Below are 12,342 nucleotides of genomic sequence, written 5' to 3' on the forward strand. Positions count from 1 at the left end.
CAGCGCACGTCCGCCCGGCCGGGAGCGGGCCCGGGGGCCCGCACACCCCCCCGCCCGGCCTATCCGTGCCACGACCTCCACAGCCCCGCGTACGCCCCCTCCGCCGCCACCAACTCCTCATGGCTGCCCAGCTCCGCGATCCGCCCGTCCTCGACGACCGCGATCACGTCCGCGTCGTGCGCGGTGTGCAGCCGGTGCGCGATCGCGATGACCGTCCGCCCCTCCAGCACCTTCGCCAGCGACCGCTCCAGGTGCCGTGCCGCCCTCGGGTCCAGCAGCGACGTCGCCTCGTCCAGCACCAGCGTGTGCGGGTTCGCCAGCACCAGCCGGGCCAGCGCGATCTGCTGCGCCTGGGCCGGCGTGAGGGCGAAGCCCCCGGAGCCGACCTCGGTGTCCAGCCCCTCCGCGAGCCCCCGCGCCCATCCGTCCGCGTCCACCGCGCCCAGCGCCGCCCACAGCTCGGCGTCCTCGGCGCCGACCCTGGCCAGCCGCAGGTTGTCCCGCAGCGAGCCGACGAACACGTGGTGCTCCTGGTTGACCAGCGCCACGTGCGCCCGCACCCGCTCCGCCCGCATCCGGGACAACTCCGCCCCGCCGAGCGTGAGTTCCCCCGTGCGCGGCGCGTAGATGCCCGCCATCAGCCGCCCCAGCGTCGACTTCCCAGCACCCGAGGGGCCGACCAGGGCGACCCGGGTCCCCGGCGCCACGTCGAGCGTCACCCCGTGCAGGACGTCGACGCCCTCCCGGTACCCGAAGTTCACCTCGTCCGAGCGCAGCCGCCGGCCGTCCGGGGCGAGGGTCTCGTCCCCGGCGTCCGGCTCGATGTCGTGCACCCCGACCAGCCGGGCCAAGGACACCTGGGCGACCTGGAGTTCGTCGTACCAGCGCAGGATCAGGTTGACCGGGTCCACCAGCATCTGCGCCAGCAGCGCACCGGTCGTCAACTGACCCACCGTCAGCCACCCCTGGAGCACGAATACTCCGCCGATCACGACCGACCCGCACAGAATGGTGACGTGGGTGGCGCTGACCACCGGGAACAGGACGGTGCGCAGCCACAGCGTGTAGTTCTCCCACGCCGTCCACTCCCGCACCCGCTGGTCGGACAGCGCGACGCGCCGCTCGCCGAGGCGGTGCGCCTCGACGGTGCGGCCCGCGTCGACCGTCTCGGTGAGCATCGCCGCGACCGCCGCGTACCCCGCCGCCTCCGAGCGGTACGCCGAGGGCGCCCGCTTGAAGTACCACCGGCAGCCGGTGATCAGCACGGGCAGCGCCAGCAGCACGGCCAGGGCCAGCGGCGGCGCGGTCACCGTCAGGCCGGCGAGCAGCAGCACCGCCCACACCACGCCGATGGCGAGCTGCGGCACGGCCTCCCGCATCGCGTTCGCGAGCCGGTCGATGTCGGTGGTGATGCGGGAGAGCAGATCACCGGTGCCCGCCCGCTCCAGCACGCCCGGCGGCAGGCCCACCGAGCGGACCAGGAAGTCCTCGCGCAGGTCGGCGAGCATGCGCTCGCCGAGCAGGGCGCCGTTCACCCTGGTCTGCCGTACGAAGAAGGCCTGGACCAGCAGCGCGGCGGCGAACAGTCCCGCCGTGCGCTCCAGCCGCAGGTCCTTCGCGCCCTCGGTCAGATCCTCGATGATCCCGCCGAGCAGGTACGGGCCGGCCATCGACGCGATCACCGCGAGGGTGTTGAAGCCGATCAGCGCGGCGAAGGCCTTCCGGTGCCGCCGCAGCAGCCCGGTGACGTAGTCGCGCACGGTCGCCGGGCTGCCCACCGGCAGCGTCGTCGCCGACTCGGGGGCGGCCGGGTCGTACGCGGGGGGAGCCACCCCGATCCTGGGGGCGCCCTTGGCCGTCGTGGCGCTCATGCCGATTCCTCGATCTCTTCTCGTACGGTCGTCTCGCGGGCCGACAGTTCGTGTATCCGCGCGTCCGGGGCGGCCTCGTCGTCCGTCTCACGCGTGACGACCGCCCGGTAGCGCGGCTCGGTGCGCAGCAGCTCGCGGTGGTCGCCGACCGCCGCCACCGTCCCGTCGTGCACGAACACCACCCGCTCGGCCTGGTCGAGCAGCAGCGGGGAGGAGGCCAGGACCACGGTCGTACGGCCGGACCTGAGCCGGGAGACGCCCGCTGCCACCCGGGCCTCGGTGTGCGAGTCGACGGCGGACGTCGGCTCGTCGAGGACCAGCACCTCGGGGTCGGTCACCAACGACCGTGCCAGTGCCAGGCGTTGGCGCTGGCCGCCCGACAGCGACCGGCCGCGTTCGGTGATCCGGGTCTCCATCGGGTCGCCGTCCCCGGTGGCCGACGCCTGGGCGAGCGCCGCGAGGACGTCCGTGCACTGCGCCGCGTCGAGGGCCTCCGCCGCGGACACCTTCCCGGACGCGGGTACGTCCAGGAGTTCGCGCAGCGTGCCCGAGAGCAGCACCGGGTCCTTGTCCTGGACGAGGACCGAGGACCGCGCCGCGATGAGCGGCAGCTCGTCCAGGGCCACCCCGCCCAGCCGCACGGACGCGAGCTTCTCCGCACCGTCCTGCGCCCCCGCCGGATGCCCGCCGAGCCGCTCCGCGAGCCGCCCCGCCAGGTCCGGGTCCCCGCACACCACGGCCGTGAACACCCCCGAGGGGGCCAGCAGCCCGGTCACCGGGTCGTACAGGTCGCCGGTCGGCGACTGCGCGGCCTCCTGCCCGTCGCCGGGCGCGGTGCGGCGCAGGGCCAGCACCCGGGCCGCCCGCTTGGCGGACGGCTTCGAGAAGCTGTAGGCCATCGCGATCTCCTCGAAATGGCGCAAGGGGTACATCAGGAGCGTCACCGCGCTGTACACGGTGACCAGTTCGCCGACGGTCACCGTGCCCTGCCGGGCGAGCCCGGCCCCGTACCAGACCACCGTGACGAGCAGCAGACCCGGCAGCAGCACCTGGACGGCGGCGATCAGCGCCCACATCCTGGCGCTGCGGACGGCGGCCTTCCGGACCTCCTGGGAGGCCTCGCGGTAACGCCCGAGGAAGAGCTCCTCGCCGCCGATGCCGCGCAGCACGCGCAGGCCCGCGACCGTGTCGGACGCCAGCTCCGTCGCCCTGCCCGCCTTCTCGCGCTGCACGTCGGCCCGCGCGGTGGCCCGGGGGAGCAGCGGCAGCACGGCGAGCGCCAGGGCCGGGACGCCGACGGCGACGACCACGCCCAGCGCGGGCTGGTAGACCGCCAGGCCGACACAGACGACCACGAGCGCGAGGACGGCGGCGGCGAACCGCGACAGTGCCTCGACGAACCACCCGATCTTCTCGACGTCACCCGTGGAGACGGCCACCACTTCGCCCGCCGCGACCCGCCGGGTCAGCGCGGCCCCCAGCTCCGCCGTCCTGCGCGCCAACAACTGCTGCACCCGCGCCGCCGCCGTGATCCAGTTGGTGACCGCCACCCGGTGCAGCATCGTGTCGCCGAGCGCGAGTGCCACCCCCATCAGCACCAGCAGCCCCGCACCCAGCGCGAGCCCCTTGCCGGACCGGTCGACGACCGACTGCACGGCGATGCCCACGCCCAGCGGCAGCCCCGCCACGCCGAGCTGGTGCAGCAGCCCCCAGCCCATGGCCCTGACCTGTCCGCCGAGCTGGTTGCGCCCCAGCCACAGCAGGAACCGGCCCCCGGAGCGGACGTCGGGCTCGCCGGGATCGTGATACGGAAGATCCTTGATCTGCATGAATTCCTACGGGTCGGCGCGCCGCCGGTACACGGCGGGGTGCGGGTGCGGACGACGGGGGACGCGGACACGGGCGACGGCGGAGCGGAACCGGTCCGCCGCCGCAAACCGTGCAAGGTTCGCGCTTTTCGAGGCCCGCGGGCAATCGAATTACCCGCAGGCCCCCACAGAACCCGCCAAAAAGTCCGCGCCCCGCCGCCGGCCGGGCCCGGCGTTCCCGCCGGTCCCGCGACCCACCCCGATCGCAGCGCGCCGGCGCACACCGGGGACGGCGCGGCCACCCGGCAACCGGACCGGGCCCGGCAGGGCCCGGCCCGGTCCACCGCCTCAGGCCTTCGGCTTCGCCGAGTCCACGCCCGGCCGCGCCTTCTTCCACTCGCCCCGGGTGAAGTCCGGGATCTGCTGCGGGGCGCCCTTGGCCCGGATCGACAGATGGCTCAGCGGCACCGGCGCCGTCCACACGGCGGCGTCGTACACGTCGAAGTCCGGCACCAGCCCGAGCTGCATGCACTGCATCAGCCGGAACAGCATCAGGTAGTCCATGCCGCCGTGGCCGCCGGGCGGGTTGGAGTGCTCCTTCCACAGCCAGTGGTCCCACTCGGCGTACTTCTTGAAGTCGTCCCACTGGTCGTTGGTGTTGGCGGGCTCCAGATAGATCCGCGGCGGGTAGTCCTCGAAGAGGCCGAGCGTGCCGCCGAGGCTGTTGATCCTGCTGTACGGGTGCGGGGTCGACACATCGTGTTCGAGGCGGATGACGCGGCCCTTGGCGGTCTGGACGAGGCTGATCGTGCGGTCGGACTCGATGTACGACTCCTTCCAGCTCGGGTCGCCCGGCGGCATGTGCTTCTTGCGGTACTCGGCCAGGCCCAGCGCGGGGGAGCCCACGCTGACGACGCTCACCGCGCGGTCGCCGCGGTTGACGTCCATGTAGTTGCCGACCGGGCCGAAGCCGTGGTTGGGGTAGAGGTCGCCGCGCAGCCGGGTGTGCCACAGGCGGCGCCAGGGGCCCTCGTAGTAGTCGGGGTCGAACATCAGGCCGCGCAGGTCGTGGTTGTAGGCGCCCGCCCCGTGCAGCAGGTCGCCGAACAGGCCCGCGTGCGCCATCCGCAGGACGCGCATCTCATTCTTGCCGTAGCAGCAGTTCTCCAACTGCATGCAGTGGCGTCTGGTGCGCTCGGAGGTGTTGACCAGGTCCCAGATCTCGTCCATGCGCATGGCGAGCGGACACTCCACGCCGACGTGCTTGCCGTTGAGCATGGCGGTCTTGCACATCTCGTAGTGGAAGTCCCACGGGGTGGCGACGTACACGAAGTCGATGTCGCCGCGCTTGCAGAGGTTCTTGTAGTCGTCCTCGTTCTTCGCGTAGACGGCCGGAGCCGGCTGGCCGGCCTTCACGACCTTCGCGGCCGCCTTCTCCGCCTTGGCGCGGACCGGGTCGCAGACGGCCACGACCTTCACGTTCGGCAGGGCGAGGAAGAGGTCGATCATGCCGTCGCCGCGGTTGCCGAGGCCGATCATGCCGACGCGGACGGTGGAGCGCCGCTCGAAGGGGACGTTCGCCATGGTCTTGCCGTGGCGCCGGGGCGCCTCGTCGGGGACCGGGGCGGCGTGCGCGGCCCCGGCCGCGCCGAGCATGCCGCCCGCGCCGAGGCCGAGCCCCGCGCCGACCGCGCCGGCGCTGCGCAGGGCGGAACGGCGGGTCACACCGTCGGGCCCGGGGGTGTCGTCAGGGGTCGGTGTCGCCGTGTCGTCGTACATCGGACCTCCGTGAAAGGCAATCAGGTGTCGATCACCCTCACGGAGGGTCCGGGTGGGGCACAAGGGGCCCGTGGGTAAAGGGATTTGCACTTGTTGGACTTGTCTTCCGTGGTTCATGGATTCTTGTGCGGGGAGGTTTGCGGGCCCGTCCCGCCCGGTCGGGTGGCGCGCTCCAGCTCCAGCAGTACGGAGCGGTAGGGGTGTCCCGTGGCGTGGTCCATGCCGACCTCGCACATCCGGTTCGCCGAGAGGTACGCGTCGTACTCGCGCCGCCCCACCTCGGCGGCCTCCCGGGCGGTGGCGGACTCCGTCAGCTCCCGGTGCAGCAGCCCCCGGTCGCCCGCGAACGCGCAGCACCGCAGGTCGTCCGGGACCACCACCTCCTCGGCGCACGCCTCGGCGACCCGGCGCAACTGCGCCTCGTCGCCCAGGTGCTGCATCGAGCAGGTAGGGTGCAGCACCGCGGACGCCACGGTGCGGTGCACGGTCAGCTCCGGCAGCAGCTCCTCGGCGGCCCACACGACGGAGTCCACGACGTCCAGCTCGGCGTGCAGCTCCCGGTTCTCCTCGGTGAGGTACGGCGCCACCTCGTGCGCGATGCCCAGCGTGCAGGACGACGCGTCGACGACCAGGGGGAGCCGGCCGCCGGCCGTCCAGCCCCAGGCCGCCTCGACGATCCGGTTGGCCATCACGGTGTTGCCGTCCGCGTACCCCTTGGAGTGCCAGATGGTGGCGCAGCAGGTGCCGCGCACGTCGGCGGGGATCCACACCGGCTTTCCGGCGCGCGCCGACACGGCCACCACCGCCTCGGGGAGCGAGGGCCCCGGGTGCCCCTTCGGGTCGCCGAAGATGCGGTTGACGCAGGCCGGGTAGTACACGGCGTGCGCCGCGGACCGGGAGGTGCGGGGCAGGGTGCGGGCGGCGGCGCCCGGGATCTCCGGGAGCCACCCCGGGACGAGGTCGGGGCGCACCACCTTGCGGGCGAGGCCCGTCACAGAGGTCAGCAGCCGGTCGGAGATCCTGTCCGCGGCGGCCACCGCGAGGCGCGCCGAGGCCTCCACCGCCGCGAAGTTCCGCGCGGCGAGCGCCGCGACGCGCTCCTCGCGCGGTGAGTGCCTGCGGTGCCGGAAGTCCTTCATCAGCGCGCCGGTGTCGATGCCGACCGGGCAGGCGATCCTGCAGGTGGAGTCGCCCGCGCAGGTGTCCACGGCGTCGTACCCGTACGCGTCGAGGAGTTCGGCGCCGACCGCCGTGCCGGCGGGCTGGCGCATCAGCTCCCGGCGCAGCACGATGCGCTGGCGCGGGGTGGTCGTGAGGTCGCCGCTGGGGCACGTGGGCTCGCAGAAGCCGCACTCGATGCACGGGTCGGCCTCGGCCTCGACACGGGGGATGGTCTTCAGGCCGCGCAGATGGGCCTCGGGGTCGCGGTTGAGGACGACCCGCGGGGCGAGCACGCCGTCCGGGTCGATCAACTCCTTGGTGCGCCACATGAGGTCGGTGGCCGCCCGGCCCCACTCCAGTTCCAGGAAGGGGCTCATGTTGCGGCCGGTGGCGTGCTCGGCCTTGAGGGAGCCGTCGAAGCGCTCGACCGTCATCCGGCAGAAGTCGTCCATGAAGTCCGCGTACCTGCGGACGTCGGCGGGGTCGCCCGCGTCGAAGGCGAGCAGGAAGTGCAGGTTGCCGTGGGCGGCGTGCCCGGCGACGGCGGCGTCGAAGCCGTGCCTCTCCTGGAGGCCGAGCAGCGCCTCGCAGGCCTCGGCGAGCCGGGCGGGCGGAACCGCGAAGTCCTCGGTGATCAGCGTCGTACCGGACGGGCGGGCGCCGCCGACCGCCGTGACGAAGGCCTTGCGGGTCTTCCAGTAACCGGCGGCGGTCGCGGCGTCGCGGGTGAAGGCGTTGGTGACGGAGGGGACGGGCGCGACCAGGTCGAGGCGGCCGAGCACCTCGGCCGCCGCCCGCTCGTGGGCCTCCCGGCCCGCCTCGTCGGGGGCCCGGAACTCCACGAGGAGCGCGGTCGTCTCCTTCGGCAGGTCCGCCCAGTCGGCGGGGACGCCCGCCACGCTCACCGAGGCGCGCAGCGTGTTGCCGTCCATCAGCTCCACGGCCCGCGCGCCCGCCTCGTTGAACAGCGGCACGGCGGCCGCGGCGGCGGACAGCGTGGGGAAGAACAGCAGGGCCGAGGAGAGGTGGCGGTCCAGCGGGAGCGTGTCGAAGACGACCTCCGCGATGAAGGCGAAGGTGCCCTGGGAGCCGACCATCAGCCCGCGCAGGATCTGCACGGGCGTCCCGCCGTCCAGGAAGGCGTCGAGCCGGTAGCCGCTGGTGTTCTTGAGCTCGTGCTTGGCGCGGATGCGGCGGACCAGTTCCGGATCCGCCTCGATCTCCCGCTTCAGTGCCAGCAGGCCCTCGCAGAGCGCGGGTTCGGCGTGGGCCAGGTCCTCGTCGGCGTTCGGGTCGGCCGTGTCGACGATGGTGCCGGACGGCAGGACGAAGGTCAGCGACGCCAGGGTGCGGTAGCTGTTGCGGGTGGTGCCCGCGGCCATCCCCGACGCGTTGTTGGCGACGACCCCGCCCAGCGTGCAGGCGACGGCGCTGGCCGGGTCGGGCCCCAGGACGCGGCCGTGCCGGGCGAGCGCGGCGTTGGCGCGGACGACCGTGGTGCCTGGCCGGACACGGGCGCGGGCGCCGCCGTCGAGCACTTCGACGCCCGACCAGTGGCGCCGCACGTCGACCAGGATGTCCTCGCCCTGGGCCTGCCCGTTGAGCGAGGTCCCGGCGGCCCGGAAGACCACCTCGCGGCCCTTGCCGTGCGCGTACGACAGGACCGCCGAGACGTCGTCGACGTCCTCCGCCACCACCACGACCTGCGGCACGAACCGGTACGGGCTGGCGTCCGCCGCGTACCGCACCAGGTCGGAGACCTTCCACAGCACCTTCTCCGCGCCGAGCAGCGCGCTCAGGTCCCGGCGCAGCGGCAGCGGCGTGCCCTCCGCGAGCGCGGCGGGCACCCGGTCGGGGGCGGGGGCCTGCGGGGCGGCCGGGGCCAGGGCCTCCGGCTTCGGCTCCAGGAGCGGCATGGGGCGGGTCCTCTCGCGGCTGCGGCGGTACGGCGGCCCCGCTCAGCAGGGCGGCGGGCCCCCGTCCACCAGGGTGGACAGCAGACCGCCGAGGACCTTGCGCTCGTCGGCGGCCAATGGAGCAAGGATGTCCTCCACGGCGTCGCGGCGCGCGCTGCGCAACGCGTCCAGGGTGTCGCGGCCGGCGGCGGTGAGCTCGATGCGGACCGTCCGGCGGTTCTGCGGATCGGGCACCCGGCGCACCCGGCCCTGCTGCTCCAGGCCGTCCACCAGCGTGGTCACGGCGCGCGGCACGACCTCCAGGCCGCGGGCCAGGTCGGTCATCCGCGGCGCGGCGCCGTCGCGCAGGCAGTAGCGGGAGACGACGCGCAGCAGGCGGGCCTGCCCGGGGGTGATGCCGATGGGCTCCATCTGACGCTTCTGGGCGCGGTGCAGGCGCCGGGTCAGCCGCAGCAACTGCTCGGCGAGCAGGCCGTCATCCGAATGTGTGCTCATGCCGGGAACAATAACAGGACCAAGTGCATTGTGAGTATAGGTAACAATCAACTAGGCTCGATCGAAAAGACATGAATCCGCACCGCCCGTCCCGACGCCCGCACCCCCGAGGGAGCCCATGCACCCCGACCGCCAGCTGACCCCCGAAAAGCTCTGGACGCCACCCGATCCGGAACCGGGCGGGCAGCAGCCGCCCGCCGAGGTCCGCCGCATCCTGCGGCTCTTCCGCCCCTACCGCTTCCGGCTCGCCCTCGTCGGCCTGCTCGTCGGCGCGTCCTCGCTGGTCGGCGTCGCCTCGCCGTTCCTGCTGCGCGAGATCCTCGACGTCGCCATCCCCCAGGGACGCACGGGCCTGCTGACCCTGCTCGCCCTCGGCATGATCGTCACCGCCGTCATGACGAGCGTCTTCGGCGTCCTGCAGACCCTGATGTCGACCACGGTCGGCCAGCGCGTCATGCACGACCTGCGCACCGCCGTCTACGCCCGGCTCCAGCGGATGTCGCTCGCCTTCTTCACTCGCACGCGCACGGGCGAGGTCCAGTCCCGGATAGCCAACGACATCGGCGGCATGCAGGCCACCGTCACCTCCACCGCGACCTCCCTGGTCTCCAACCTGACCGCCGTCGTCGCCACCGTCGTCGCCATGCTCGCCCTCGACTGGCGGCTCACGGTCGTCTCCCTGCTCCTGCTGCCGCTCTTCGTGTGGATCAGCCGCAAGGTCGGCCACGAGCGCAAGAAGATCACCACCAAGCGCCAGAAGCAGATGGCCGCCATGTCCGCCACGGTCACCGAGTCCCTCTCGGTCAGCGGCATCCTGCTCGGCCGCACCATGGGCCGCTCCGACTCCCTCACCAGGAACTTCGCCGAGGAGTCCGAACGCCTCGTCGACCTCGAGATACGGTCCAGCATGGCGGGCCGGTGGCGCATGTCCACCATCGGCATCGTGATGGCCGCGATGCCCGCCGTCATCTACTGGGCGGCCGGCCTGACGATGAACGCGGGGGCGCCGGTGGTCTCCCTGGGCACGCTGGTCGCCTTCGTCTCGCTCCAGCAGGGCCTGCTGCGGCCCGCCGTGAGCCTGCTCTCCACGGGCGTCCAGATGCAGACCTCGCTCGCCCTCTTCCAGCGCATCTTCGAGTACCTCGACCTCCCCGTCGACATCACCGAGCGCGAGAACCCGGTCCGGCTGAGCGCCCCCCGGGGCGAGGTCCGCTTCGAGAACGTCGACTTCGCGTACGACGCGGCGTCCGGCCCCGCCCTCACCGGCATCGACATCACCGTCCCGGCGGGCGGCAGCCTCGCCGTCGTCGGCCCCACCGGTTCCGGCAAGAGCACCCTCAGCCAGTTGGTGCCCCGGCTGTACGACGTGACCGGCGGCCGCGTGACCCTCGACGGCACGGACGTGCGCGACCTGGACTTCGACACGCTGGCCCGTGCGGTCGGCGTCGTCTCCCAGGAGACCTACCTCTTCCACGCCTCCGTCGCCGACAACCTGCGCTTCGCCAAACCCGACGCCACCGACGACGAACTGCGGGCCGCCGCCGAGGCCGCCCAGATCCACGACCACATCGCCTCCCTGCCCGACGGCTACGACACCCTCGTCGGCGAACGCGGCCACCGCTTCTCCGGCGGCGAGAAGCAGCGCCTGGCCATCGCCCGCACCATCCTGCGCGACCCGCCCGTGCTGATCCTGGACGAGGCCACCAGCGCGCTGGACACCCGTACCGAGCACGCGGTGCAGCAGGCCATCGACAGCCTCTCCGCGGGACGCACCACCATCACCGTCGCCCACCGCCTCTCCACGGTCCGGGACGCCGACCAGATCGTGGTCCTGGACGGGGGCCGCATCCGCGAGCGCGGCACGCACGAGGAACTGCTCGCCCGAGGCGGCCGCTACGCCGCCCTGGTGCGCAGGGACGCGCGGTTGACCACGAAGGCCGCCACCCCGGACGTCCTGGCCGCCCCGTGACGGGACCGGCCCCGTGCGCGGGACCGGCGGTGTCGGCGAGCCCGCGGGACCCGTCCCGGACATGCGGCGGCGCCGCCCCTCCCCTGGGACGGGGGAGGAACGGCGCCGCGGCGGGACCTCGGTCAGACCATCCAGCCCAGGAAGTGGAAGACGCCGGCGAGGAGGTCGGTGATGAGGTTCATGATCTGGGTTCTCCTTGTGCTGCGGCACCCGTGTGCCGCGTACTCGTACATGTGTGGGACAACGCGCGAACACGGTCTGCAGCCCGTCGCTTGCGCCCCGTAAGCATCGTGCGCCACAAGGGAGTTGAGCAAGGAAAGCCGGTACGATCACGCGTTCCAGCGAACACCCGATCCCCTGTTCGTGTGTTCCAGGGGGTGCACCCATCAGGCCGAGGCGACAGCCGCACGCCGTCGCCCCCGGGTTAGCGTTCCGGTATGGAGTTCGAGTCCCGGGAAGTCCCGCCCCCGACGACGCGCCGCGGGTCGCGGCGGGGCGGCCGCATGATCGTGCTGGTGTGCACCTTCGTGGTGCTCGGCCTGGTGGCGGGGGCGGTGGTGCTGTTCCTGCTGTGGAAGAGGGAGAGCGGCCACGCCACGTCCCTGACCGTCCCCGAGGGCTGGCGTTCCGCTCAGGTGTACGACGCCGTGGACCGGGCCGTCGGGGCGGAACCCGGCACCGCGAAGAAGACGGCCGCCACCGCGGACCTGGGCCTTCCCGCCGCGGCCAAGGGCAACCCGGAGGGCTATCTGTTCCCGGCGACGTACCCGGTGAAGGACGGCACCACGGCGCAGAGCCTGCTCACGTACATGGTGAAAACGGCGAAGGAACGCCTGGGCACGGGCCCCGGCGCGCACCGCGACCTGGTGATCGCCAGCATCGTCCAGGCGGAGGCGGACACCCCGCAGGACATGGGCAAGGTGGCCCGCGTCATCGACAACCGCATGGCCAGGGACATGCCGCTGCAAATGGACTCGACGCTCAACTACGCGATGAACCGCAGCACGCTCGACACCACGCACGAGGACACCCGGCTCGACAGCCCGTACAACACCTACCAGCGCAAGGGCCTGCCGCCCACCCCGATCGGCAACCCGGGCCTGGACGCCCTGCGCGCGACCCGCACGCCCCCGCCCGGGGACTGGCTGTACTTCGTCACGGTCAAACCGGGCGACACGCGCTTCACCCACGACTACGAGGTCCAGAAGCGGAACGTGGCGGAGTTCAACGAGAACCGCCGGAGGTCGTAGCACTCGCGGCGGCCGAAGGGGGCGCGGGCTCGTTTCGGAAGCCCCCGGCGGGTGCCGCTGCCGGACCCCGGCCCGCCCCCCGGCGAGGCCGGT

7 protein-coding genes are annotated in these 12,342 nt (G+C 73.0%); 2 read left to right on the forward strand and 5 right to left on the reverse strand.

Features of this window, described 5'->3' with window-relative positions:
- Positions 1 to 59: 59 nt before the first annotated feature.
- The 5 genes from ACIP93_RS30005 to ACIP93_RS30025 form a co-directional block, all read right to left on the reverse strand.
- Positions 60 to 1,871, reverse strand: a complete 1,812-nt coding sequence (locus ACIP93_RS30005; protein ID WP_401763646.1) for an ABC transporter ATP-binding protein — start codon at positions 1,869 to 1,871, stop codon at positions 60 to 62.
- Positions 1,868 to 3,700: an ABC transporter transmembrane domain-containing protein gene (locus tag ACIP93_RS30010; protein WP_401763649.1), complete on the reverse strand. Its 1,833-nt coding sequence runs from the start codon at positions 3,698 to 3,700 to the stop codon at positions 1,868 to 1,870. The genes ACIP93_RS30005 and ACIP93_RS30010 overlap by 4 nt, the downstream gene beginning before the upstream one ends.
- Before the next feature lie 327 nt (positions 3,701 to 4,027).
- Positions 4,028 to 5,458, reverse strand: coding sequence for a Gfo/Idh/MocA family protein (locus tag ACIP93_RS30015; protein ID WP_401763651.1), 1,431 nt, complete (start codon positions 5,456 to 5,458; stop codon positions 4,028 to 4,030).
- Positions 5,459 to 5,571: 113 nt separating this feature from the next.
- Positions 5,572 to 8,535, reverse strand: coding sequence for an FAD-binding and (Fe-S)-binding domain-containing protein (locus ACIP93_RS30020; protein ID WP_401763653.1), 2,964 nt, complete (start codon positions 8,533 to 8,535; stop codon positions 5,572 to 5,574).
- Between the two features lie 42 nt (positions 8,536 to 8,577).
- On the reverse strand, positions 8,578 to 9,030 hold the full coding sequence (locus ACIP93_RS30025; protein ID WP_345225416.1) for a MarR family transcriptional regulator: 453 nt from the start codon (positions 9,028 to 9,030) through the stop codon (positions 8,578 to 8,580).
- Between the two features lie 118 nt (positions 9,031 to 9,148).
- Here ACIP93_RS30025 and ACIP93_RS30030 point away from each other — a divergent pair, with 118 nt between their 5' ends.
- Complete coding sequence (locus ACIP93_RS30030; protein ID WP_401763655.1) at positions 9,149 to 10,999, forward strand: ABC transporter ATP-binding protein; 1,851 nt, start codon at positions 9,149 to 9,151, stop codon at positions 10,997 to 10,999.
- Positions 11,000 to 11,436: 437 nt separating this feature from the next.
- Positions 11,437 to 12,249, forward strand: coding sequence for an endolytic transglycosylase MltG (gene mltG / locus ACIP93_RS30035; RefSeq protein WP_345225420.1), 813 nt, complete (start codon positions 11,437 to 11,439; stop codon positions 12,247 to 12,249).
- Positions 12,250 to 12,342 lie beyond the last annotated feature (93 nt).

Source organism: Streptomyces sp. NPDC088745 (assembly GCF_044751045.1).
GTDB classification, from domain to species: Bacteria; Actinomycetota; Actinomycetes; order Streptomycetales; family Streptomycetaceae; genus Streptomyces; species Streptomyces cremeus.

Bases quoted from the DNA above. Each gene is read 5' to 3' on its own strand.
- ACIP93_RS30005 (WP_401763646.1), bottom strand. From the start codon at position 1,871: ATGAGCGCCACGACGGCCAAGGGCGCCCCCAGGATCGGGGTGGCTCCC.
- ACIP93_RS30025 (WP_345225416.1), bottom strand. From the start codon at position 9,030: ATGAGCACACATTCGGATGACGGCCTGCTCGCCGAGCAGTTGCTGCGG.
- ACIP93_RS30015 (WP_401763651.1), bottom strand. From the start codon at position 5,458: ATGTACGACGACACGGCGACACCGACCCCTGACGACACCCCCGGGCCC.
- ACIP93_RS30030 (WP_401763655.1), top strand. From the start codon at position 9,149: ATGCACCCCGACCGCCAGCTGACCCCCGAAAAGCTCTGGACGCCACCC.
- ACIP93_RS30010 (WP_401763649.1), bottom strand. From the start codon at position 3,700: ATGCAGATCAAGGATCTTCCGTATCACGATCCCGGCGAGCCCGACGTC.
- ACIP93_RS30020 (WP_401763653.1), bottom strand. From the start codon at position 8,535: ATGCCGCTCCTGGAGCCGAAGCCGGAGGCCCTGGCCCCGGCCGCCCCG.
- mltG (WP_345225420.1), top strand. From the start codon at position 11,437: ATGGAGTTCGAGTCCCGGGAAGTCCCGCCCCCGACGACGCGCCGCGGG.